At 72.5% G+C, this 22,189-nt stretch carries 22 protein-coding genes; 7 read left to right on the forward strand and 15 right to left on the reverse strand.

Annotated features, from left to right (window positions below; translation table 11 throughout):
• Positions 1 to 175 precede the first annotated feature (175 nt).
• The gene (locus IE219_RS08845; RefSeq protein ID WP_189976039.1) at positions 176 to 835 is read right to left on the reverse strand and encodes a response regulator transcription factor; all 660 of its coding nucleotides are present in this window, start codon (positions 833 to 835) and stop codon (positions 176 to 178) included.
• A complete protein-coding gene (locus IE219_RS08850) occupies positions 765 to 2,255 on the reverse strand; it encodes a sensor histidine kinase (RefSeq protein WP_229849669.1) in 1,491 nt (496 codons plus the stop codon). Before IE219_RS08850 ends, IE219_RS08845 begins: the two co-directional genes overlap by 71 nt.
• 751 nt (positions 2,256 to 3,006) lie before the next feature.
• Between IE219_RS08850 and IE219_RS32235 the strand changes: the two genes are divergently transcribed.
• From IE219_RS32235 to IE219_RS08860, 3 genes are all read left to right on the forward strand, one after another.
• Positions 3,007 to 3,141, forward strand: coding sequence for a hypothetical protein (locus IE219_RS32235; RefSeq protein WP_268256841.1), 135 nt, complete (start codon positions 3,007 to 3,009; stop codon positions 3,139 to 3,141).
• A 131-nt stretch (positions 3,142 to 3,272) separates the two neighbouring features.
• Positions 3,273 to 4,514 (forward strand): phenylacetate--CoA ligase family protein, encoded by a 1,242-nt coding sequence (locus IE219_RS08855; RefSeq protein WP_189976040.1) that lies wholly within the window; start codon positions 3,273 to 3,275, stop codon positions 4,512 to 4,514.
• Between the two features lie 62 nt (positions 4,515 to 4,576).
• Positions 4,577 to 5,092: a glycine-rich domain-containing protein gene (locus IE219_RS08860; RefSeq protein ID WP_189976041.1), complete on the forward strand. Its 516-nt coding sequence runs from the start codon at positions 4,577 to 4,579 to the stop codon at positions 5,090 to 5,092.
• A 415-nt stretch (positions 5,093 to 5,507) separates the two neighbouring features.
• Here IE219_RS08860 and IE219_RS08865 read toward each other — a convergent pair whose 3' ends face one another.
• Together IE219_RS08865 and IE219_RS08870 are read right to left on the reverse strand one after the other, a co-directional pair.
• Entirely contained in the window at positions 5,508 to 5,984 is a 477-nt protein-coding gene (locus IE219_RS08865) for a hypothetical protein (protein WP_189976042.1), read from the reverse strand.
• Between the two features lie 117 nt (positions 5,985 to 6,101).
• A complete protein-coding gene (locus IE219_RS08870) occupies positions 6,102 to 9,236 on the reverse strand; it encodes an AfsR/SARP family transcriptional regulator (protein WP_189976043.1) in 3,135 nt (1,044 codons plus the stop codon).
• A 309-nt stretch (positions 9,237 to 9,545) separates the two neighbouring features.
• Here IE219_RS08870 and IE219_RS08875 point away from each other — a divergent pair, with 309 nt between their 5' ends.
• The 3 genes from IE219_RS08875 to IE219_RS08885 all read left to right on the forward strand — a co-directional run bounded on the left by IE219_RS08875 (position 9,546) and on the right by IE219_RS08885 (position 12,959).
• The gene (locus IE219_RS08875; RefSeq protein WP_189976044.1) at positions 9,546 to 9,782 is read left to right on the forward strand and encodes an MbtH family protein; all 237 of its coding nucleotides are present in this window, start codon (positions 9,546 to 9,548) and stop codon (positions 9,780 to 9,782) included.
• Complete coding sequence (locus tag IE219_RS08880; protein ID WP_189976045.1) at positions 9,779 to 12,538, forward strand: helix-turn-helix transcriptional regulator; 2,760 nt, start codon at positions 9,779 to 9,781, stop codon at positions 12,536 to 12,538. Before IE219_RS08875 ends, IE219_RS08880 begins: the two co-directional genes overlap by 4 nt.
• Before the next feature lie 64 nt (positions 12,539 to 12,602).
• A complete protein-coding gene (locus tag IE219_RS08885) occupies positions 12,603 to 12,959 on the forward strand; it encodes a VOC family protein (RefSeq protein WP_189976046.1) in 357 nt (118 codons plus the stop codon).
• A gap of 79 nt (positions 12,960 to 13,038) precedes the next feature.
• On the opposite strand, the gene IE219_RS08890 is transcribed toward IE219_RS08885, so the two are convergent.
• From IE219_RS08890 to IE219_RS08915, 8 genes are all read right to left on the reverse strand, one after another.
• Entirely contained in the window at positions 13,039 to 13,416 is a 378-nt protein-coding gene (locus tag IE219_RS08890) for a hypothetical protein (protein WP_189976047.1), read from the reverse strand.
• Positions 13,417 to 13,866: 450 nt separating this feature from the next.
• Positions 13,867 to 14,130 (reverse strand): hypothetical protein, encoded by a 264-nt coding sequence (locus tag IE219_RS08895; protein WP_189976048.1) that lies wholly within the window; start codon positions 14,128 to 14,130, stop codon positions 13,867 to 13,869.
• A gap of 29 nt (positions 14,131 to 14,159) precedes the next feature.
• The gene (locus IE219_RS08900) at positions 14,160 to 14,657 is read right to left on the reverse strand and encodes a glycine-rich domain-containing protein (RefSeq protein WP_189976049.1); all 498 of its coding nucleotides are present in this window, start codon (positions 14,655 to 14,657) and stop codon (positions 14,160 to 14,162) included.
• An 86-nt stretch (positions 14,658 to 14,743) separates the two neighbouring features.
• On the reverse strand, positions 14,744 to 14,872 hold the full coding sequence (locus IE219_RS32240) for a hypothetical protein (RefSeq protein WP_268256837.1): 129 nt from the start codon (positions 14,870 to 14,872) through the stop codon (positions 14,744 to 14,746).
• A 230-nt stretch (positions 14,873 to 15,102) separates the two neighbouring features.
• On the reverse strand, positions 15,103 to 15,558 hold the full coding sequence (locus IE219_RS08905) for a hypothetical protein (RefSeq protein ID WP_189976050.1): 456 nt from the start codon (positions 15,556 to 15,558) through the stop codon (positions 15,103 to 15,105).
• Positions 15,555 to 15,860 (reverse strand): hypothetical protein, encoded by a 306-nt coding sequence (locus IE219_RS08910; RefSeq protein WP_189976051.1) that lies wholly within the window; start codon positions 15,858 to 15,860, stop codon positions 15,555 to 15,557. Before IE219_RS08910 ends, IE219_RS08905 begins: the two co-directional genes overlap by 4 nt.
• Before the next feature lie 148 nt (positions 15,861 to 16,008).
• Positions 16,009 to 16,347: a DUF7848 domain-containing protein gene (locus IE219_RS32635; RefSeq protein ID WP_444545642.1), complete on the reverse strand. Its 339-nt coding sequence runs from the start codon at positions 16,345 to 16,347 to the stop codon at positions 16,009 to 16,011.
• Positions 16,251 to 16,481 (reverse strand): hypothetical protein, encoded by a 231-nt coding sequence (locus tag IE219_RS08915; RefSeq protein ID WP_189976052.1) that lies wholly within the window; start codon positions 16,479 to 16,481, stop codon positions 16,251 to 16,253. Before IE219_RS08915 ends, IE219_RS32635 begins: the two co-directional genes overlap by 97 nt.
• 139 nt (positions 16,482 to 16,620) lie before the next feature.
• Here IE219_RS08915 and IE219_RS08920 point away from each other — a divergent pair, with 139 nt between their 5' ends.
• On the forward strand, positions 16,621 to 17,979 hold the full coding sequence (locus IE219_RS08920; protein WP_189976053.1) for an NsdA family TPR-like regulatory protein: 1,359 nt from the start codon (positions 16,621 to 16,623) through the stop codon (positions 17,977 to 17,979).
• A 795-nt stretch (positions 17,980 to 18,774) separates the two neighbouring features.
• Here IE219_RS08920 and IE219_RS08925 read toward each other — a convergent pair.
• The 3 genes from IE219_RS08925 to IE219_RS08935 form a co-directional block, all read right to left on the reverse strand.
• Positions 18,775 to 19,275: a hypothetical protein gene (locus tag IE219_RS08925; protein ID WP_189976054.1), complete on the reverse strand. Its 501-nt coding sequence runs from the start codon at positions 19,273 to 19,275 to the stop codon at positions 18,775 to 18,777.
• A gap of 1 nt (position 19,276) precedes the next feature.
• Positions 19,277 to 19,513 (reverse strand): hypothetical protein, encoded by a 237-nt coding sequence (locus IE219_RS08930; protein ID WP_124270057.1) that lies wholly within the window; start codon positions 19,511 to 19,513, stop codon positions 19,277 to 19,279.
• Positions 19,514 to 20,371: 858 nt separating this feature from the next.
• The gene (locus IE219_RS08935; protein WP_189976055.1) at positions 20,372 to 22,168 is read right to left on the reverse strand and encodes a recombinase family protein; all 1,797 of its coding nucleotides are present in this window, start codon (positions 22,166 to 22,168) and stop codon (positions 20,372 to 20,374) included.
• Positions 22,169 to 22,189 lie beyond the last annotated feature (21 nt).

Genomic DNA, 22,189 nt, shown 5'->3' on the forward strand with positions numbered 1-22,189 from the left:
CGGAACGCCGCCGCGGCGGCCGAACGCGTCGCCTCACGGGCATCGCGTCGTCGGCGACCCGCAGGAACACTATTGGTCCAGACCATGAGTTGAAAATGGGATGACGGTGAGACAGTTCTCATGAACCGGGGCCGGCGGGGACCCTCCGGCGGACTCGCGCGCGGGCGGCCGCGGGTCAGACCTTGAGCCGGTAGCCGACCCCGCGCACGGTCTGGACGCGTTCGGCCCCGATCTTGCGCCGCAGGTAGCGGACGTAGACGTCGACGACGTTAGAGCCGGGATCGTAGTCGAATCCCCATACGTGGCTGAGCAGTTGCTCCCGCGAGAGCACCCGGTCGGGATTGCGCAGGAGGATCTCCGCCAGGGCGAACTCGCGGGCGGACAGGTCGGTGACCCGGTCCCCCGCCCGGATCCGGCGGGTGCGGAGATCGAGGACCAGGTCCCCGACCCGCAGCAGGAAGGCGTCCAGCGGCTCCTCGCGGCGCAGCCGCAGCCGTACCCGCGCCAGGAGTTCGTCGAAGGCGAAGGGCTTGGACATGTAGTCGTCGGCCCCGCTCTCCAGCCCGCCCACGACGTCGCTCACCGCGTCACGGGCGGTGAGGATGACGACGGGCAGGGTGACGCGCGCGTTCCGCAGCTTGCGCAGGACCGTGAGTCCGTCGTGGCCGGGCAGGCCGAGATCGAGGATCAGGAGGTCGAAGTCCCGGCCGCGCGCGAGCTCGTAGGCGGAGACGCCGTCGGCGACGACGTGGGTGACGTAGCCGTTACGGCTCAACCCTCTTTCGACGAAGGCGGCGATTCCTGCATCGTCCTCCGCTATCAGGATCCGGCTCACCGTGGGTGTCCTCCGTCGTGGGGTGCAGTGCGGGAATGTCGATGACGAAGCGCGCGCCGCCGCCGGGGGCGTCCTCGACGTGGGCGCCGCCGCCGTGGGCCTGGGCGATCTCGCGGACGAGCGCGAGCCCGATGCCGATGCCGGTGTCGGAACTCGCCGCGTCGGCCTGGTAGAAGCGGTGGAAGATCCGCTCGCGGTCCTCCGGGGCCACGCCCGGCCCGGTGTCGGCGACCCACAGCACCACCCGGCCCCGCCGCAGGCGCGAACCGATCTCGATGGTGCCCTTCTCGGCCGTGTGGGCGACCGCGTTGGCGGCGAGCTGCATCAGTGCCTGGGTCAGCCGCTGGCCGTCCGCCCGCACGGTGGCGTCGGCGACTTCGGCGACCTTCCAGCGCCGCCGCCCCAGCCCCTGCGCGTTGGCCGCCACGTCGACCGCCAGATCGGTCAGCGAGGTCGGGCCGAGGGTGAGGAAGTCCGGGCGCTCGGCCCGTGCCAGGAGGAGGAGGTCGTCCACGATCCGGCGCATCCGGTCCAGTTCGCCGAGGAGCAGGATACGGGTCTGGCGGGACTCGCCGTCCCCGGCGGCGTCCATCAGCTCCAGGTGTCCGCGCACGACGGTGAGGGGCGTCCGCAGTTCGTGCGCCACCTCGTCCAGGAAACGGCGCTGCGAGGTGAAGGCCTGCGACAGCCGTTCGAGCATGTGGTTGAACGTCTCGGCGAGTCGTGCCACGTCGTCGTTGCCCCGCACGGGCAGCCGCTGCGTCAGGTCGGTCTCGCTGATCCGTTCCGCCGTCTGCCGGACCAGCCGGATCGGAGCCAGTACGCGGCCCGCCACCAGCCAGCTCGCCGCGCCGGCGGCCAGCAGGGCGACGCCCCCCGAGGCCAGCAGGGTGCGCGCCATCTGCGACTCCCGGCTCAACTGCCGGTCCCGGAAGGCCACCAGGACGAGCCGGGTGTCGGCGCGGTCGCCCTCCACGCGCACCGGGACGACGCCGTAGCGGACGCGTCCCGCCGGGGTGTCCAGCCACCGGATGCCCGGGTCGGTCGCTTCCCTCGCCATGGCCACGACCTCGGGATCCCGGTCCAGACGGACCGGCACCGGGCCGGGGCTACGCCGGTCGGCGCGCCCGTCGACGACGCTGAAGAAGGCCGTGTCATGGGCCGGGTGATGAACCGTCATGAACGCCGTGAGCAGCGCGGCCCCCGTGGCGAAGGGCTTTCCGGAACGCGGGTCGCGCGAGGTCCGGGCGAAGGCCCGCAGTTTGTCCGCCTCGGCGCGGAGCTGTACGTCGACCCGGCGGTCCAGCTCGGCCCGCCAGAGGACCGTGATCCCGAAGGTGGGCACGGTCAGGGTCGCGCTCAGCAGCACCATCATCCAGCCCACGATCCGGGACCGGGCACTGATCGACAGATTCGGCATCAGTCGTCCCGCTCGTCATCGTCGTGGCCCCGGAGGCAGCCCGACTCGTCCCGTTCCTCCAAGTCTGTCAAGTCGTCCCAGAAGTCGTCGTCCTCGGTCTCCTGAGGAGGCAGGGCCGCGACCTCCCTGCCTTCGGGGCAGGGGGGTGCGGCGGAGGGCCGCGGGGCGGCCGGAAGAGGCCCGGCCGGTCGTCCCGGACGGGCCGCGGAAGTGGGCGGAGGTGCCTGCGGGAGCGGACGCTCCAGGACGACCGCGGGGCCCATCGAAGGTGGGGAGTGCTGGCCCGGCCAGTACCAGACGATCAGCAGCGCCGGCAGGGTCACTCCCGCTCCCAGTGCCAGCCCCAGCCTGTGCCACAGCATTCGGTCATTGTGCATGCCCGTGATCCGGGTGCCGCGCATGAGGAGAGAATCCTCATGTGCGGGGCCGCCGGAATCCGGCAGGTGTCCCGTCCTCTCCGCCGCCGCGACCGACGGCCCGCGTCGCCGCGCACGGGGGACGTGGCGCGATGCGCCGGACGAATCGGCACAGAACCAGCGCCGAGTAGTCGGAATCGCGCCAAAGAGCGCTGCGGCAAGACCACTTCTCATGATTCTTCTTTACCAATCGTTGACAGTCCATCGATCACGCTCCTAAATTCACCGAGCGGATCGCCGGGAGCGAATCGCCAGGAAGTTCCTCCATGAACGGTCCGCCCGAAGTAAACCTTCCACGAGTATCGGAGATCACCATGGAACAGCTCATCCGGAGGATGGCAGAGGACGACGTCTGGAAGAACTGGATGTCCGTCAACTCCGCTCAGGCGCAGGCGAAGGACGGCTGCATCAGCGCGACGACCAAGAGCGGCTGCATCAGCGCGTCCCCGAAGGCCGGCTGCATCTCCTGACGCCTCGGCAAGGGTGCCCGGGGCAAATGCGCGGGAGGTTTCCCCTGCCTGCCCCGATATGCTCCGGGCGCCCGGTCGCCGACCCCTTTGCCCCGTTCCGATTCGACCATGCGCAACATGAGAAGGAATTAATGAAAGGCCAGCCGACCGACGCGGTGATCCAGCATGTCCGCGACATACCCCTCTACCAGAAGGCGTTGGCCGAGGGGTACTTCCCCCTCCTGGAGAAGCCGGAGATCGCGCGGGGATTCCCCGACAACTGGATGACGCCCCGGCTCGCGGCGGCACTGGCCTCGGGCGAGGCGGAGTTCGTCCTGTCCACCGGGACCAACCACGCGCGCATGCAGATCATCCGGCCCCCCTACTTCCTGCTGCGCTCCTACTACGAGCTGTGGAGCGACCACCCCGACATCGCCGGGACGTGGTGGTCGGGCTGCCGCCGCGTCTCCCTGACCACGGTGCTCGCGACGGAGCACGTGGCGAGGGTCAACGCCGCCCGGCGGGGCGTCGAGCCCGACCCCGTACCCACCCTCGACGACCGCCGGCTGGACGAGCGCACCTGCTACCTCAACCTCCGGCTCGACCCCGCGACATGGGACCGCGACGAGGTGCTGCGCATGCTCGGCGAGATCGAACAGGCCCGGAGGGAACACCCCCAGGGGCTCTACCACCTCGACTGCTCCGGCTACCACCTGGCGCATCTGGTGCGGAAGGCCCTGGCCTGGAACCTGCGGGACGCCTTCCCCCCGCCCGCCAGCATCATCCACGCCTACGAGTACACCCCGGTGAACGTACGGCGCTACCTGCGCCGGCACTTCGACTGTCCCGTCATCGACCTCTTCGGCAGTACGGAACTGGGCTACCTGTACTTCAGCGACCGCGAGGGCCGGTACCGGCCGCACCTCGACGGGATGAGCGTCGAACTCCTCCCGGTGGCCGACGGAAGCACGATCCACGAACTCGTCGTGACCAGCGTCCGCAACCCCTACATGCCGCTGGTCCGCTACCGGACGGGGGACTGCGTGCGCACGTCGGACGGCGAGCCGGACCCGGAGGGCATCGTCCAGTTCTGCGGCCGGGTGAAGGAATTGCTGGGCACGCCGCGGGGACCGGTCGCCCAGGGCGATCTCGACCGCCTCGTGGGCGACGCGTCCGACGCGGTCTTCGTCCACCGGCTCGACGTCCACGGCGGCGAGGAGGCCACCCTCCTGTACACGACGTTCACCGGCGAGCCCGTCGGAACCGGGGAATCGGAGACGCTGCGGCGGGGGCTCGAAGAACTGACCGGCCGGCGCTGCCGAATCGAGCACCGGAGCCACCTTCCCATCGGGCGGTCCGGGAAGTACGCCTGGCTCACCGCCGACGGAGCCTGAACCCCACCGAAAGGCCCCCTCTCTCTTTTTCCGTCTTCCTCCTCCTCAAGAACCGGAGCGCCATGACCAGCGGTCGAACCCTCTCCCCCCGCGACATGACAAGCCTTCTCGGGGAGACGCTGCACGCGGAGGTCGTACGGCATTTCACGGACGGGAAACGGGACGCCCCCGTGGAGTTCGTGGAGCGCCAGATAACCGAGTGCCTGCGCTACCTCTACCTCGTCTCGCGCCACCGGGAACAGCTCAGCGGGCTCTTCCTCCCGGTCGAGCAGGACATCGACGAGATATGGCACTACCTCATTCTTCAGACGCGCGAGTACCGCGCATTGTGCGAGGAACGCCTCCCCGGGAAATTCTTCATCCACCACCGGAGCATCGCCTACGAGGACTACCAGGAAGAACCGGGACGGGAACGGGCGCTGGAAGAGGCGCTGCGCTGGATACCCCTGTACTGCCGTGAATTCGGCCCCTTCGACGAGGGCGCGCTGCCCCATTGGACCATCGTGCGATTCCTGCACGAGGAGATGGGTCTTTCCCTCGCGGCCATCGCCGACCTGAAGCAGGCGGCCGAGGCGTGAACGGTTCTCCCTCCCGGGGCGCCGCCGTTCCCGATCCGATCGGCCTGCCGGGCGGCCGCACCTCCCGGATCCGCGTGACGTCCGCGCCCCGCGCGGCGTGACGCGGCGGGAACCCGGCCACGAGTGCGGCCTCCTGTGCGCGGGCCCCGGACTCGTGGCCGACCGGGACGCGGGCCGCGGGCGACGCCCCTCCCTGGCCGGCGCGCTGACACGTGCCCGCGCGATCGTCTCGGGCGCCCGGACCGCCGTCCAGGACACCGCCCGGAGGCAGCGGCCCGTCACACGGCTCCGAAGCGCCCCGACGCCCGGCGCCGCCTGCCCGAACGCCGGAACCCCGCGCCTCGCGCCGCACTGACCCGCTCCGCGGCGAGACCGGACCCTCGCCGGTACGGGGGCGGGACTTTCCGGACAGGCCCTAGGGTGCGGCCCGGAGGATGACCGCCGAGGGGGCGAGGAGGGTGCGGTCCACCGGGGGTGCCGGGGTGGTCAGGACGACCAGGTCCGCGCCCAGGAGGGCCCGGTCGCGGGAGTCCGCCGTGGCCAGGACCGTGCCGTGGGCGGCGGCGAGGGCGGCGGTCTCCGGGTCGGGCCAGTGGGCCGGGCCCGGGTGGACCGTGACGTTGCCGAGGCCGGGCACCTCGCGCACCAGCGCCGCGAGGTGGGCGCCCACGGCCGGGCCCGTCCCCAGCACCGTCACCGAGCTGACGCGCGGTACGAGCAGGGCCCGTACGGCCCGCGCGGCGTCCGCCGCCTCGTACGGGGGGACCGGTGGGGCGGCGGTGGCCCGGACCGGGGGAGGCGGGGAGCCGGCGGGGTCGGCAGGAGCGGTCGGAGGCGCCGGAGCGGTTGGGGTGGTCCGGCTGGGAGGGGCGGTCCGGGTGGGGCGGGGCATGGGCGGGCCTTTCTGCGGGTGGGCCTGCCGGCCCGGTTTCCGCAGGGTGCCGCCGTTCGCTACCCGCCCGCTATCGGGCGGCCGTCCGGACGCGGGCGCCGCCTCTCCGGTACCGGCTCAGCCCGTCGTGCCGCGCACCAGCAGCTGCTTGCCCGCGAGTTCCGAGCGCAGGCGGGCCGCGGCCGGGGCCGGATCGGCCGCCAGGAGGCGTTCGGCTCCGGCGGCCTCGGCCAGGGCCGCCGCCGGATCGCCGTCGGCGGCGTACGCGTCGAACAGCGCGCTGGCCGCCCGGCCCTGCCACACCCGGCCGCCCTCGATCCCGCCGAACACCTCCCGGGCCGACGTCAGATGGGCGACGGCCGCGCCGGGCGCGCCGCCCTCCAGGGCCGCCCGGCCCAGGGCGAGCGAGACCCGCCCCTCCGCCGCCCGGTCGCCGGTGCGGCGGGCCAGTGCCAGGGCCTGGAGCAGCGCCCCCTCGGCCGCCTCGGCACGGCCCGCGCGCAGGTGCGTCAGGCCCAGGCCCAGCAGCGCGTGCGCCTCGCCGGTGCGGTCGCGGGCCGCACGGTCCATCCGCAGCGCCCAGTTGAACGCCTGACCGGCGAGCTCGCCCTCCCCGGTGCGCAGGTACAGGGCGCCCAGACCGCGCACCGTGTGCGCCTCGGCGCGCAGCGAGCCCGTCTCCCGGCTCAGCCCCAGCGCCCGGGTCAGCAACTCCCGCGCCTCGCCCGGCCCGTCCTCCTCCAGCCGCGCGGCGGCCTCCCCGACCAGGGCGAGCGCCTCGCCCGCCCGGTCGCCGGCCTCCCGCAGCAGGGCCGCGGCCGCGGCGTGCGCCCCGGCCGCGGCGGCGTGCTCGCCGCGCACGGCGCGGACCCGCGCGGAGAGCCACCGCACGAGGGCCGTCCCGTGCCGGTCCCCGCACGCCCGGAAGCCCTCCCCGGCCCCGGCCAGCAGCGCTTCCGCCTCGGTGGCCCGGTGCCGGAACAGGTGCAGGGCGGCCAGGCTCGCGCGCGCCGCGGCGGCGCCCCGTACGTTCCCCGCCTTCTCGCAGGCGGCCAGGGCGAGTTCGGCGCACTCGCGCCAGTCCTCGGTGTGCGCGCGGGTCTCGAAGTGCCCGGCGCACGTCACCGCGAGGTCCCAGGCCGTCTCGTGCAGACCGTGCGCCGCGGCGCGTCGTACCGCCGCCACCAGCGCGTCGTGCTCCCGCTCCCACCACGGGCCGGGCGAGGCCGGCACCTCGTCCACCGCGCCGGCGGGCAGGGCGCGGTGCCGGGCGGCGGGCCCGCGCGGGACGAGGAAGTCCCCGCCGTGCTCGCGCCGGTGGGCCCGTGCGGCCAGCGACAGCCAGGTCTCCAGGACGCGCCGCAGCGCCTCCTCGGCCTCCCGCGGGTCCTCCGTCGCCAGCAGCCGCTCCCGGGCGAAGACGCGGATCAGGCCGTGGAAGCGGTAGCGGGCGGTGGTGCAGGCGCCGGTGACCGGGCCGTCGCCGCCGCCGTCCGGCACCAGGTCCAGGAGCTGGGAGTGGACCAGTTCCTCCAGCGCGTCCTCGGCCCCCGCCGGATCGGTGCCGAGCAGCACGGCCGCCGTCCAGCCGGGGAAGTCCGCCGTGTCCAGCAGCGTCAGCAGGCGCAGCAGCCGGGCCGGCTCCGGGTCCAGCGCCCGGTAGGCCAGCGTGATGTGGGAGCGCAGCTCCATCCCGCAGTACGAGAACTCGTCGAGCCGGCCCGCCTCGTCGCGGAAGCGCCGTACCAGCCGGTCGAGCGTCCAGTGCGGGCGGCACGCCAGCCGGGCCCCCACCACGCGCAGGGCCAGCGGCAGGCCGCCGCAGAACTCGGCCAGTTCCAGGGCGGCCGGGAGCTGGCCCGCGATCCGCTCGGCGCCCGCGATCCGGGTGAGCAGCTCCACCGAGTGCGCCTCGTCGAGGACGTCGAGCCGGATCTGCCGGATGCCGGACAGACCGGTGAGCGGGGAGCGGCCCGTGACGAGGACCGCCGAGCAGGCGTCGCCCGGCAGGAGTTCGCGGACCGCGCCCTCGTCGGCCGCGTCGTCCAGGACGATCAGCACCCGCCGCCCCGCCAGCAGGCTCCGGTACAGGGCGCGGCGTTCGCCGGGGCCCTCGGGCACCGCGTGCGCGGGCACGCCGAGGGCGCGCAGGAACCCGGCCAGCACCCCGGAGGGGCCGCCCGTGCCGTCGCCGTCGCCCAGCGAGGCGTACAGGCGGCCGTCGGGGAACCGCTCGCGCAGCCGGTGCGCCGCGTGCACGGCCAGGCTCGACTTGCCGATGCCGTCCTTCCCGCAGATCCCCGCGATCCGCACCGGCTCGCCGACGGCGCCCGGACTCCCGTCCGGGCCGCCGAGGAACTCCACGAGCTCGGTCAGGTACGCGCCACGGCCCGTGAAGTCCGGGAGATCCGAAGGCAGTTGCTCGGGCCGTACCGGGCCCGTGGGCGCGGCGGGCGCCACGGCGGTCCCGTCGCCGGACCGGGCGGCGGCGGGGGCCGGGGCCGCGTCGAGGGAGGGGTCCCGGTTCAGGACGGCCGCCTCCAGCTCCTGGAGGGCGCGGCCCGGCTCGATGCCCAGCTCGGCGGCGAACACGGCCCGCAGCCCGCGGTACACCTCCAGCGCCTCCGCCTGGCGGCCCGACCGGTACAGCGCCAGCATCAGGCTCGCGTGCACCCCCTCGCGCAGCGGCTCGGCCGCCGCCAGCGCGAACAGCTCGCCCGTGATCTCGGCGTGCCGGCCCGACGCGAGGTCCAGCCGGGCCAGCTCCTCCAGGGCTGTCAGCCGCTGCTCGTCGAGCAGGGTCGCCCCGCGGCGGACCGGATCGCTGTCCAGGCCCAGCAGGGCCGGCCCCCGCCACAGGGCGAGCGCCTCGCGCAGGCACCGCGCGGCCTCGGCGGGCTCGCCCCCGGCGGCGTGCGCGCGGGCCCGCGCGAGGAGCCCGGCGAAGCGGTCGGCGTCCAGCTCCCCGTCCGCCGTCCGCAGCCGGTAGCCCGCCGGGGTCGTCTCGATCGCGTCGGGCCGTCCGGCGCGCGCGCAGATCTTGCGCAGCGCGGAGACCGCCGACTGGACCTGGGTGCGCGCCGTCCCGGGCGGCGCGTCCCCCCAGATGGCGTCGACGAGGAGTTCCCGCGGCGTGACCCGGTTCGCGTGCAGGGCGAGCACCGCGAGGACGATCTGCTGGCGGGGACCGCCGAGGGGGCGCGGCGCGCCGTCCCGGGTGAGTTCCAGCGGTCCCAGAAGGCCGATGTTCATCTGCGAATCCCCCATTCCCGGCCGCCCGTTGGTCCGGGGGCGGCCGCGGGCAGGCTACGGGCCGCCGGACCGGGGCGGCCAGGGAGTGCGGTGCGGGGTTCGCGATGCGTGGGATCGGCCCCGGCGATGGGCCCGGAGCCGGCCGCCGGGCGCCGCCCCGCGCACCCTCTCCGACATGGCCCGATCGGCTTCTCCGATGGAGGGGTTCGGGACCCTCCATCGGCGCTCCGTTGCGGTGGCGCGGCCCGCCGCACGACGCTGACCGGGCATTTGTCGAAGCGATCACCAGCGATCCTTGGAGGTTGGACCGTGTTCCAGGACGACGACGAGGGCCTGTACGACGTCGTGATCAACGGCGAGGAGCAGTACTCGATCTGGCCCCGGCTCCGTGAGGTCCCGGCGGGCTGGACCGCCACCGGCTTCAGCGGCTCGAAGGAGGCGTGCGTCGCCCACGTGGACGAGGTCTGGACGGACATGCGGCCGCTGAGCCTGCGCCGGGCCATGGCGCAGGACGCCGAGGCCGCCACCGGAGCGGGGCCTCGGTGACCACCGGCTCGACACGACCGCTGATCGGCCGCGAGCGGGAACTCGCGGCCGTCCGCGGGCGGTTCGCCGCCCTCGCGGACGGCCCGGCCCTCGTCGGCATCGCGGGGGAACCGGGCCTGGGCACCACGCGGCTGCTCGCCGAGATCGCCGCGTGGGCGGCCGGGGCGGGCGCCCGCGTCCACACCACGACGCCCGAAGCCCTCCCCCGGACCCTCGCCGCCCTCCCGCCCGCCCGCGCCGCGTCCGCCGCGCCCGTCGTCGTGATCGTCGACGACGTGCACCGGTGCGACGGGGCGGCGCGGCGGGCGCTGGCCGGGCTGCTTGAGGCGCCCGGGGACGGCACCCTGATCGTCCTCGGCTACCGGCCGCGCCAGTGCCCGCCCGGACTGCTCGCCGCGCTGACCGCGCCGCACCCGGGCCGTACCACCGAGCACCTCGACCTGGCCCCCCTGGACCGGGCCGGGGCCGAGGAGTTCGCCGGGGCCGGGCTGTGCGCCCGCCACCGGGCCGCCCTGCACCGGGACGGCGCCGGTGTCCCCCGGCTGCTCGCCCTGCTCGCCGCCGCCTGCGCGGGCCCCGGGACCTGCCCCGGCGACGCCCCCGGCAGCACCTCCTACCCGGCCCGCGCCGCCGCCCCCCTCCTCGCCGAGGTCGACGCCCTCGGCCCGCGGGCCCGTCTGGTCGCGCACGCCGCCGCCGTCCTCGGCGAGCCCGCCGAGCCCGACGCGCTCGCCGCCGTCGCCGGACTCGACCGCGCCGCCGTCCTCGCCGCCGTCGACGAACTCCTCGCCGCGGACGTGCTGCGCGCCTGCGCGCTCCCCGGCCACGTCGAGTTCCGCCACCCCCTGCTGGGCCACCTCGTGCACAGCGCCGTCCCCGGCGGCTGGCGCCTCGCCGCCCACCGCCGCGCCCGTACGCACCACCGGGAGCTCGGCCGCCCCGCGCCGCGCGGCGCCCGCCACGCCGAGCAGTCCTGCCGGCCCGGGGACGAGGACGGCGCGGCCGAACTCGCCGCCGCCGCCCGCCAGGCGCTCGCCTCCGACCCGGCCTCGGCGGCCGGCTGGTACACCGCCGCCGCCCGGCTGCTGCCCGCCGCCCCCGCCCACCGGGCCCGCCGCCGGGAGCTGCTCGCCTCGGCGGCCGACGCCGCCCTCCGCTGCGGCCGCGCCGACCTGGCGGGCACCGCCCTCGCCGCCCGCGAGCAGCTCCTCGACGCCGCCGAACGGGGCGCCGGAGCGGCGGACACCGCCGAACCGCGCGCCCGCCTCGCCGAACTCGCCGGGGACCTGCCGATGGCCCGAGAGATCCGCCGCGCGGCCCTCGACGAGCTCACCGCGCGCCCGGCCCCCGGCGGCCCCGACCCGCTGCGGACCGCCGCACTGCGGACCGCCCTCGCGGCCACGGCCGGCCCTGACCACGCGGAGCGGGCCGCCGCCTGGGCGGAGGAGGCCGTCCGCGCCGCCGCCGCGCACGGCGCCGGTGGAGCGCTCCACGCACACGCCCTCGCCGTCCGGGGCACCCTGCGGCTGGCCGCCGGAGAGGTCTCCGAAGCCCTGCGCGACGCCCGCGACGCGGCCGGGGCCGCCGACGCCCTCCCCGACCACGCCGTCGCCCTGCGCCTCGACGCCCTCGACCACCTGGCCCGGCTGGAGACCGGACTGGAGCGGTACGGGCCCGCCGCCCGGCACTTCACCCGGGGCCTCGACACCGCCCGCGCCACCGGCCAGTGGCCGGCCGCCACCGCGCTCGCCGCCGGACTGGCCGCCCTGCTGCTGCGCCAGGGCCGCTTCCCGCAGGCCGCCGCCCGCGCCGAAGAGGCCGTGCGCTGCTCCGAACTGGCGGGTGGTCAGGAGCCGCGCGCGCTGGCCCTGTGCGTGCGCGCCCGGGTCGCCCTGGAGGTCCACGCCCCGGAGACGGCCGTGGCGGTCGCCCGCGCCGCCTGCGCGCTGGCCGCCGCCGACGGCTTCTCCTGGTACCGCTCCCGGCTCGCGCTGGCCGCCGCCGAACTCGCCGCCGGGGACGCCCTCGGCAGCCTGGAGACCCTCGCCGGGGCGCCGCTGGCCGACCCGGCGACCGCGCCGCTGGACGCCGCCGGACGGCTCGCGCTCGCCGAGATCCTGTGCGGGGCCCGGCGCGCGGTGGGCCGTACCGACGCGGCCCGCGCCGCCGCAGGCCAGGCCCGCGCGCTCGCCGCGCGCACCGGGCTCGCCGGGCCGCGCGCCCGGGCGCTGCTGCTGGCCGCCACCGTCGCCGACGGGCCCGCCGAGGCGCTCGCCGCGGCCGAGGAGGCCCTGGTCTCCGCCGCCGCCCGCGGGCACGCCGCCGACGAGGGGCGGGCCCGGCTGGCGCTGGCCCGCGCCCGGCTGCGGCTCGGCGAGACCGAGCAGGCCGCCCGCCACCTGACGGCGGCCGGCCACGCGGCCGCCGCCTGCGGGGCGGCCCGGCTCGCCCGCGAGGTCGCCGCCGCCACCGAGGAGGCCGCCTCGGTGCGGGCCCCGGCCGAGGAGGCGCACATGCTCAGCCAGCGGGAGTACGAGATCTCCCAACTGGTCAGCCAGGGCTGCACGAACCGGCAGATCGCCCGCACCCTCGGGGTCAGCCACAAGACGGTGGAGACCCATCTCGGCCGCATCTTCGCCAAGCTGGAGATCTCGTCACGGGCGGAGATCGCCAACATGATCGGCCGCAACACCCTGGTCGCCCGGCCCCGCACCCGCACCCGCCCCACCGAGCGGGCCCTCGTCGGGGCATCCTGAGTTCCGGCCGGGCGGCACCGCCGTCCGGCCGGTCACCGTCCCCAACCGCCCACGGAGAACCACGATGTACCCGAGCATCCGCACCCTCACCTTCGACTGCACCGGCGATCCCTACGACCTGGGCCTGTTCTGGAGCGCCCTGCTGGGCCGCCCGCTGGCCGACGACGACAAGCCGGGCGACCCCGAGGCGGTGCTGGCGGACCCGGCGGGCGGCCCGACGCTGCTCTTCGTACGGGTCCCCGAGGGCAAGAGCGCGAAGAACCGCGTCCACCTCGACCTCACCCCGCACGGCCGCACCCGCGACGAGGAGGTGGCCCGCGCGACGTCCCTCGGCGCCACCCTGGTCGCCGACCGCGTCCGCCCCGACGGCAGCGGCTGGACCGTCCTCGCGGACCCCAACACTTCTGACTACCAGTTCTAAGAGTACTCGCAGGTCAGCACCAACGACAGAGCCCCGCCCGGCACTTGGCCGAACGGGGCGTTTTGCTCGTCCTCAGGGGTCAGGGCACGTAGAGAGGACCCTCGTCGGGACCGATGTCGTAGCCCTCGGCTTCCCAGGAGTGCCCGCCGTCGTGGTCTGCGGGAAGGGTGCATGCCCATCGGTGGATGGGGTCCGCGTGCGGGCTCGGCTCCACGCACGGAAGGTGGTGGACGAACCGGATCTCGTCGTCCTCGCCCTCCCACTGCGCCCACAGTTCCGGGTCTGTTCCCCGGGAGTACAGGTGTGCGATGTGCGGGCCGTCGTGCTCCCGGCTCAGTTCGCACCGGCTCGCGGCCTCGTGGCGCGGCGGGTACTCGTCCTCCGTCGCTCCGGCGGCGTGCAGGGTGCACAGCAGAGCCGCGTAGGGGAGTCGGCGCTCGACGCGGCATACCTTCATGGGGTTCTCCGTAGGTGGTGAGGCGGACCCGGTACGTGTGGGCACGGGGCGCCTTTCGGGGAGGGAACAACGGGGCCCGCCCGGTCCGGTCAGACAGGCGGGCCCCGTGTGCGGTCCTCGCCGCCGGGCGTTGGGGGAGGCGCGGGCGGCGCTACGCAGCGCCCGGTGTCAGGGCGGGGCCGCGCGGGGTGTCCACCGCCCGTGGTCGCTCGGGCGGCTCATCACTCGCAGGACTGCACGCCCCGCCCGTGAGGGCGGGGAGCTGGGAAGTCCGGCACGGCGGAACGAACAGGTGTCCCGCCGTGCCGGGGTCCTACTTCGGAGCGGGGACCTTCGGCGGCCCCTGCGGCTCGGGCTGGTTGTTCCGCCTGTCGCCGCTGTCTTCATCGGGTCTGTGGTGCACGGTGTCCTCTCCTCTCGGGTGAGTGGGAGTTCGCCGGCCGAGCGGGGTCAGTCGTCGGTCGGGGGGACGATGAACCCCCTCGTCGGCCCCTGTCCCTTCCCCCGCTCGCCCGGGTGGATGCCGGAGGCGCGGACCGCTGCGGCGAGGGCTGCCAGTGCGTCAGCGGTGATGTCGGTACGCGTGGCCGGGTCGGCGGTGTCGTACACCTTCCACCGTCCCGCCGCGTTGTCCGGGTCGACAGGGGCGACGGTCCCGGGGATGCCGAACTCCCGCAGCACAGCGGCTACTTCTCGTGCCTGGTTCGCGTTCACGCGCTTCCTTTCATCAGGGGGCGGACGGCCTATTCTTCGCCGCTGCCGGACCCGTTGTTGCAGTGCGACGCGCAGTTGCCGGGGTTGATCGGCCCGCAGCCGCCGGGGGGCGTGTGCTGGCAGGACGCCCCCACCGGGACCAAGGACTGGGCGGGGCTGGTCCACAGCTCCTCGTCGGGCGTGTGGCCCGCCTGCTCGATGGTCGCCAGCGTGCGCGTGATGACGTGCGGGTCGTACCGCTCGGGGTCGGGGCGCTCCGGGTAGTGGTGCACGAACCGACCGAGCTTCTTGCACAGTTCGGCGTACAGGGCGGTGTGCAGGATGAGGGCGTGCCATCCCTCGTCCACCACCTTGGAGGGGACGATCCTGGCGGTGGGGAAGGCGACGGCGGCGGACACGAACTTGAGCGCTTCCACCACGATCCGCTCGGCCGTACCCTCGGCCATGCCGGGGTTGTTGTCGGTCACTGTGGCGACGACACCCCCGAACCCTGCCGGGGAGAGCAGTGCATGTACGTCTGTACTCATGCGCGGTGCCTTTCTCGTCGGGGTGACCCGTTCCGGCCGGGCAGCCTGGCAGGGATGAGACCGGCCGGAACGGGGGCTTGGGAGCGCTACGCGGCCAGCAGCAGGCGCGCGGCCTGGTCGACGTCGGCCTGGCCGTCGTCGGTCGGCTCGGGCGCCGGCTCGGTGTCGCTGGTGCTGGTCGTCGGGTCCTCGGTCGGCTCGGTGAGTTCGGACACGGGGTCCCTCCCTTCTTCTGTGTCGGTCCCGGCCCGGTCGGGCTCGGGGGTGGTGCACGGTTCCGCCGTCACACGGAACCGGAACCCGCATCCGTCGGGCTGCCGGCCGTGATGGGTACCGGCAGCCCCGGGAAGTCCCCCGGATGCAGGAGCGGTGCCCCGCCCCTGCCACAGAGCGAATCGCGTGCCCCGTACGGTCCTGTCCGGGGCCCTTGCGGCGGGGGCGGGAGTCAGTGGTCGGCGAGGAACCGGCCCCGCAGCGAGATGTGGCGTGGCGGGGCCGGGGGCTCCAGTTCGGCGGAGTGCCACAGCGGCCAGACGCTCAGGCCATAGACGCAGTCCACGTCAGGCACGACCGTAAAGAAAGGCTCATCGGCCCGGACCCGCTCCCATGCCGCGCGCCGCTCCTTTGGGTCCGTTGCCCACACGCGCAGTTCGGCGGGGGCGTCGGGGGCGGGTGCGGCTTCCCGGAGCGTGGTCGGCGGCGCCCACGGCGACTGTGCCGGGTCCGGGTCGAGGCGGGACGCGAGCCGCACGACCTCGTTTTGCAGCCACCGCAGGGCGAGTACCGGTGAGAGCGTCTGGTAGCAGCCGAGCAGCCACGGCGCGCTGCAACCGGTACCCGCCACCAGTCCTTCCGCCCTGATCTCCGCCCGGTAGGCGAGGGGGCGCGCTTCTCCGCTCATGCCCACACCTCCCCTTCCGTGCTGTAGGTGAAGACGGGGACGCGCCTGGCCTCTTCGACGACGGGCCCCATGCCGGGCCTGAGCGACACGGCGGTGTGGCTGTGGAAGACGGTCCGGGACCCGGCGGGCCTCTGCCAGTCCACGTGTATCCAGACGTGCGAAGCGCCGGTACGGCGGAGGACCGCGCCCGCGACGCGCCATGCACCCGCGACGCGGACGGTGTCGCCTACGCGGATGTCCTGCGCCGGCAGACGTAACAGGTCGTCGTCGCCGTCGGGGGCCAGGAAAGGGACTGCCGACACGCGGCGCGACATGGCTTCTCACTTTCGGGGGTGGGGCCGCTCTCCCTGCCAGGACGGGACCGCAGGGGCGGGGAGAGCGGGGTTCAGCGGGAGACGAGCAGCAGGCCGAGGGCGGCCCATGTGGCGGAGCGGAGCCGGCCCGTACCCCTCACACGGGGTCCATTCGGTGCACGACCGCGACGTCCGCGAACGCGCGGCCGAACCTGTCGTGCTGCGGGTTCAGACCGGTGTGGCGAAGGCACTCGGCGTTAACGGCGTCAGCGTCCGCGTGCGTGGCGGACGTCCACTCGCACCCCTCGGTCAGGCAGTCGGCCGTGGCGGACGGGGAGGTCGCGGGGTCCGGCTGAATCCGGTGCAGGACGTACCCGAACTCCCACTGTCCCAGCCCAATCACGGGGCTGCCCTCGGCACGGGTGTGGTGAGGGTGCGGATGCGCGCCCACTCGTCGGCGGTGGGCTGCCGCACCTTCTCGGGCACCGCCTCCCACTCCCGACCACCACCCGGAGGGAGCAGAAACACCCCCTCCTCGGTGCAGCGGGTCACCTTGCCGAGCCTCGGTTCGTCGTCACTGGCGTCCACCGCGTAACGCTGAACGGCGGGAGACCACTTGTCTGAATCCATGCTTCACCTCCTCCGGGAACGAACTGTTCCCGCCTCTGCGGTTCGCTTGTGTACGTCGAGCTAACCGCGAGGGACGCATGGGCCGGTACCGTTGTGGGGAGGCCAAAACATAAGACTCATAAGCGCTCTAGGGGTTGGCATGCCGGGAGCTTCCGAAGCACGGCGTAATCAAGGGTTCTGCACCCTCCTTGAACAGGCGAAATACTCGGAGACGAAGTTCGCGCACGCCGTGAACCGCTTGGGCCTGGAAGTGGGGCTGGAGTTAAACTACCGCCAGCCCTCCGTCTCTCAGTGGAAACAGGGATCGCAGCCGAAACCTCAGGTCAGAGCAGTGATCATTGCTGTTCTGGAACGTCGGTTGGGGCGACCGGTGACCTACGCGGAAGCAGGATGGGAACGGCCGGCGAGTGATCCGGGCGGGTCTCGGCGCGACACTGTGGAATCCCTGATCAACCTCGGGAAGGAAGACATGGACCCGTCCCGCCGCAAGCTCTTAACGGCAGGGTTGTACTCCGCCGCGCTCACCGTTCCGGCCTTCTCTGCCCTGGTATCCCAGGCACACGCCGACGACCGGGACCGCCTCGCTCGCCCGACCGGACGTATCGGACGGGGTGAGGTCGAGACCGTCCGCCGCATGACGGACAAGGTGGCGGACATCCTGGACGACCTGGGGGGAGGCCACGCGCGGCCGATGGCTGCGGCGTTCCTCGTGAACACGGTAGCGGGCTACCTGCGCGCCGATGCCACGGCCGCTGTTCACCGCGACATGCTGTCCGCCGCTTCGGACCTCACCTACCTCACGGGGTGGATGGCCATGTACGAACGGGCGCACGGTTTGGGGCAGACCTACTACCTGCACGCGCTCGATCTGGCCAGGGAGTCCGGCGACAAGCTCACCTACTGCCGGACTCTGCGCGGGATGAGCCTGCAAGCCTCCCATCTCCGATACGGGCGGAAGGCGTTGGAGTACGCCGACTCCGCCGCCGAAGCGGCACCCCAGGCAGGCCCCCGGCTCGTCGCCTTCCTGCGCGGGCAACAAGCCCACGCTTCCGCCATGGTCGGTGACCACCGGGGGGCGGTCACCAGGCTCAACGAAGCGGAAAGGGCCCTCTCCCAGGCAGACTCCCGACGCGATGCCGTCGGCGGGTACGACCAGGCCGCGTTCCTGTTCCACGTGTCGCATGTGCACTACGAGTCACGGAACCTGGCAGCCTCGATCTCATCCCTCCGTTCGTCCATTCGCGTCATGTCTCCTTCGGAACGACAGGGAAGAATGCACGCACGTGCCGTACTCGCACAGAGGCAGTTCGAGTACGGCCATGTCGAGGAATCCTGTGTGACATGGGGACGATTCCTCGATGACTACGAAGTTCTGTCGACCGCCCGGGGAGACGAGCACTTCGACACGTTGCGGAACCTGATCATGCCGCGAACCTCATCCGTGGTCCGCGATCTTCGCGAGCGCACTCATGAGGTGGCGAAGCGCAAGGCGGCATGACGGTCCCTCGGCCGAGAAAGCGGAAGCCCCGCCCCACCCCGGACGTACGGGAGTAGGGCGGGGCTTGGTTGAGCTAGGGGCGATGGCTCCGCGCAAACGGCGGTAGCTGCGGCGCTAGCTTTTTGCCTCCCTGCCGCTCAGGAATCAGCGGGGTCGGGAGTCACCCCCTGGTCAGTACGGCGGGCGCTCGGTCGCTTCGCGGCGTGAACGCGCTTCGGCAGCGAAACCACCTGGTTGATTTCGTGCTGTCTCTCGGTTATGGCACGTCGAGCAGAGCGGCCGAAGATGCTTCCACGCGTCCGGGTTCGCCTCGCCGTGTGCTATCAACTCGCGTCGGCTAAGCGGGAAATGGTCAGCCACATTCGCGGACTTGCCGCACAGCACACACCACGGATTGGCATACAGATATGCCCGCCGCGTGCGCTGCCATTGCGTGGTGTAGACAGCACCACCACGCGAGGCGCGTTCCTTGTTGGCCTGTCGCTGGTGTTCCTTGCAGCGGCCCCCTGCCGTCAACTCGGGGCATCCGGGTATCGGGCAAGGGGTGCGGGGCTTACGCGGCATGGGGGCCGTTCGGAGGGATCACCGGGGGGTCTATCGGAGTGCCGTCCGGATGGCGTGGTGTGAGGTCGATAACCGTGAGCCGGCCCGCGTGCCGCATTCGCTGAACTCCCCTCGGCATCACGGTCTCAGCGTCCGTTGCCGTATCGGCCCACGCGGGCCGCCCTTCCGCATCTCGGGGGAAGTGCGGGTAATCCCCGTTCGGCCCGGGGTCGAGTGCGTCAACCGCCATCATCAGTCCTTGCTGTCCAGGAAATCATCCCGTGTCTTCCGGAGTTCTTCGGCGAACTCTGCTGCCTTCTGTGCAGCGATCTTTTCGGCGTGGCTCTCAATGTCGTTGAGAATGGCAACGGGGTAGTAGCGCTGTTCTGGAACGGTCACGACTTCCTGCAAGGCCCGCTGTGCTCGCTGCGCCTCATCGAGAACGTGCCTGCGCTTGTGACGGGCTGCACGAAACTCGACATAGGCGGCGAACCAGGGTTCCTCTGCCAGGAGTTCGTAAAAGCGGTCTCGGGCACCGTCGCCGGAGCTTGCAGCTTCCCTGGCGCGGTCCGAATAGTTGCGGGAAAAGTCGCGGTCGTAAATTTCTCCGCGCTCGGCCCTGCGAGTCGCTTCGGCTTCCTGCGCCGATGCCAACTCGGCCTGTGCGTCAGCGAGCGGGGCGGACAGCTTTTCCGCCTGTGCGCGGAGCTTGGCTACGCGCTCAGCGGCCTTCTGGATTTCGTTGGTAGTCATATCAGTTGTTCCCCTTGTTCACATCGACACCGTGGGCAATGGCATTCTTCTTGTCGTTCTCGTAGTACCCGAGGCCCATTCGGATTGTGGGGCTGATCCGGTCGTACGCGTCGGGCTGCGAGTCGCGCAGGGCGGCGAGCCTTTCCATATGCTCGTTCCGCTTGAAATCCATAGCGCGGTTCCGGTCGTTGTCTGCGAAGCCGTCCAGAAAAGCGACTCCGTTAAGAGGATTGCTCATGTCTTGTCCTTGTCTCTGGGCATGAAAAACCCCCTGCGTTTTGGCACGTCAGGGGTTCGTGGGTGGAGTTGTGAGATTGTGGGCGAATGAAGCGTGTTACGCGATTAGCGCACGCGCGGCCATCTGCGTTGCCTGGTAGACGTCCGTGCGGCAGTCCGCCGAGCAGTACAGCGGACGGCGGCCCCGCCCTACGTAGTGCAGTTCGTTGGAGCAGTTCGGGTGCGCGCACGTACCGGGCCCCGTGTCCTCGGCTCGCTGCCGTGCGTCGGTGACGAGTGCGAGTGTGGTTCGTGCGGCGGCCTGGTCGCCGTTCAGGGCGTCCTGTGCGGCGCTCTCAGCGCGTCGCAGCAGTGCGCAGACCTCAATGTGGCGTGTGGTGTCCATCGTTCCTCACTGGTTCAGGGAAAGCGGCCGTAGCGGTGCTCCCGGTGGTTGCGGAGGGCGGAAGCTACCCGCTTGTTCCGCGAAGGCGGGCCGCTTCCTGATCTACAGACAGTAGGGACCGAGGATGGTCCGCAAAACTATTCAGGTCGGACGAATTGGACACCACGTGTGATGTGTGCAACATTTCAGTTGCCCGGGATCGTCGGCACCCGCCAAACGGCGGACGGAGAGCAGGGAAGGGGTGTTGAGGGTGACGACGGAGACCCCGGTTTCTCTTCTCTCTAGGTTTTTCTTGGCTTCCCCAAAAACAGTCGAAGTTCGACACCCTCAACACCTTTTCGCCTCCCGCTGCCCAGTGATCCGCCGAGGGCGAGCCGGCCTGCGAAGCTGCGTATGCCCGCCTGCGGGTATGCCAGAACCCCGGCGGGACGCAGACCGTCCGGGGCTCTTGAGGGCTGTAGCGGGTGCGTGCGGCTATGCGGCGACCAGTTCCCGGACGGGCTCGGCCAGCCGTACGGAGACGCCCTCGGTCGGGGAGTCGCCGCGCACCTCTGACTCAAGGGCTGTCGCGGTCCCGCCGAGTTCGTCCACTGCGGGGTCCAGCTCCCCGGACATGGTGAACGTGACCCGCCGTACGTCCAGCTTCCGCCATCCGCCACGGGTGCCCCGCTGCACGTCCAGCCGCACGCCCGCTTCGATGAGCAGCGCTCGCCGGCCCGCCGTGTCCTTCTCCGCCCACTCGTCGGCGAACGTCCGGCCGGTCGGTGTGACGACGCGCTGAGGCTCGCGCTTCTCCCGGGACTCCAGCTCGGCTATGCGGTTGTCGAGCGCGTCCGCGCGTTCCTGCCACGCTCGCGCGGCGTGCTGCGACTTCTGGCGCCCTTCCTGCCGCTGGTGTTCCTCGAACTCGGCCACGGTCGCGCGCAGCTCCGGCCCGGGGTCGTACCCGGGAATCTCGACAACATGAGTCGTCTGGACCGGTCCGGCCACCCGCAGGAACTCGGCGGTCACGTAGTCGTCCACCCAGTCCGCGCGAACGTGTGCGGGGGCGGTGCACTCCACGCCCCGGGCGTGGAAGTTGCACTTGTAGTTACCGTGCTTGCCCTCTTGCTTGCTGAGGTACATACGGCCCCCGCAAGAGTCGCAGTGGACCACGCGCAACAGCAGCGCGTCCGTGTCCCGGCGGTCCGTGTTGTCGATGCTGCGGGAGTCGAGAACCGCGCCGATGCGGTCGAACTCCTCGCGGGTGAGGATGGGCGTTTCCGTCGACATGATCGGGTTGCCCTCGGCGTCGCGCACGGGCTTGCCCTTGTGCATCTTCCAGCCGAGCAGCGCCGGGTTCCGCAGCATCCGCGTGATGACGGCGGGAGCCCATTTGAACACGTCGCGGACGACGTGCGCCCCCTTGGCCCCGCCGGTCTTCCCGCCGGTCTCGCGCTTCTTCTTCAACGCCCAGTGGTCGCGCGGGCTCGGGATGGAGTCTGCGTTGAGCCCCGCAGCGATAGCCGAAACGGTCTTGCCTTCCAACAGCTCGCGGACGATCCGTTCAATGATCGCCACCGCGTCGGGGTCCGGAACCAGCGTCCACCCGATACCGCCGTGTTCCTTGGGCATGGGGGCGGACATGTAGCCGTACGAGGGCTTACCGCCGCGCCACCGGAGCGGCATCCGGCGGATGGCTGCCATGGCCCCGGTAACGCGGTCCTTGATGCTCTGCGACTCCACCTGTGCCGCAAAGGCGAGCATCATCATTTGGAACTCGGCCATGGGGTCCATGGGGTTCCGGAAGTCAAAGACCAACTTGCCCCCGCCGATGCCCTCGGCGAACACCAGCATTTTCCGGTGCTCGCGTGCCCACTTCGCCAACTCGTGCATGTGCGCCATGGACCGGATGGCGCGGTCAAAGCGCCACCAGACAAGCGCGTCGTACTCGTCGGGCCGGTTGAGCCATCCGCCGAGTTCCGGGCGCTCGAACGGTCCGAACGTAGACGCGCTCACGTCAAGGTCTACGGCCTCGCGGAGCGCGTCACCGGACCCGAAGTCGATGTTGAGTTCTGCCGCAACGCGGTCGTCGGCCTCGCGCTGCCGCTCGGGGCTGGTGGTCTCGTCAGTCAGAACGGACAGGCGTACGCACCGCACACCCCGGAGGGTCCGCGTTTCGTAGACCGTGCCCGCGAGGGGGTTTCGAGGTTCGTTGGTCACGCTCCCTGTAGGGACCGAAGAGGGGGTTTCGGTCTCCACAGCGTCCCTGACCAGCACCGATGCCACCATGGCTACACTCCAGAACATGAA

This window comes from Streptomyces termitum (genome assembly GCF_014650175.1).
In the GTDB taxonomy this organism is placed as follows: domain Bacteria; phylum Actinomycetota; class Actinomycetes; order Streptomycetales; family Streptomycetaceae; genus Streptomyces; species Streptomyces termitum.

Bases quoted from the DNA above. Each gene is read 5' to 3' on its own strand.
- IE219_RS08870 (WP_189976043.1), bottom strand. From the start codon at position 9,236: ATGAACATCGGCCTTCTGGGACCGCTGGAACTCACCCGGGACGGCGCG.
- IE219_RS08920 (WP_189976053.1), top strand. From the start codon at position 16,621: ATGCCGGGAGCTTCCGAAGCACGGCGTAATCAAGGGTTCTGCACCCTC.
- IE219_RS08915 (WP_189976052.1), bottom strand. From the start codon at position 16,481: ATGGATTCAGACAAGTGGTCTCCCGCCGTTCAGCGTTACGCGGTGGAC.
- IE219_RS08865 (WP_189976042.1), bottom strand. From the start codon at position 5,984: ATGCCCCGCCCCACCCGGACCGCCCCTCCCAGCCGGACCACCCCAACC.
- IE219_RS08900 (WP_189976049.1), bottom strand. From the start codon at position 14,657: ATGAGTACAGACGTACATGCACTGCTCTCCCCGGCAGGGTTCGGGGGT.
- IE219_RS08935 (WP_189976055.1), bottom strand. From the start codon at position 22,168: ATGGTGGCATCGGTGCTGGTCAGGGACGCTGTGGAGACCGAAACCCCC.
- IE219_RS08885 (WP_189976046.1), top strand. From the start codon at position 12,603: ATGTACCCGAGCATCCGCACCCTCACCTTCGACTGCACCGGCGATCCC.
- IE219_RS08930 (WP_124270057.1), bottom strand. From the start codon at position 19,513: ATGAGCAATCCTCTTAACGGAGTCGCTTTTCTGGACGGCTTCGCAGAC.
- IE219_RS08905 (WP_189976050.1), bottom strand. From the start codon at position 15,558: ATGAGCGGAGAAGCGCGCCCCCTCGCCTACCGGGCGGAGATCAGGGCG.
- IE219_RS08925 (WP_189976054.1), bottom strand. From the start codon at position 19,275: ATGACTACCAACGAAATCCAGAAGGCCGCTGAGCGCGTAGCCAAGCTC.
- IE219_RS08855 (WP_189976040.1), top strand. From the start codon at position 3,273: ATGAAAGGCCAGCCGACCGACGCGGTGATCCAGCATGTCCGCGACATA.
- IE219_RS08860 (WP_189976041.1), top strand. From the start codon at position 4,577: ATGACCAGCGGTCGAACCCTCTCCCCCCGCGACATGACAAGCCTTCTC.
- IE219_RS08890 (WP_189976047.1), bottom strand. From the start codon at position 13,416: ATGAAGGTATGCCGCGTCGAGCGCCGACTCCCCTACGCGGCTCTGCTG.
- IE219_RS08850 (WP_229849669.1), bottom strand. From the start codon at position 2,255: ATGCCGAATCTGTCGATCAGTGCCCGGTCCCGGATCGTGGGCTGGATG.
- IE219_RS32235 (WP_268256841.1), top strand. From the start codon at position 3,007: ATGGCAGAGGACGACGTCTGGAAGAACTGGATGTCCGTCAACTCCGCT.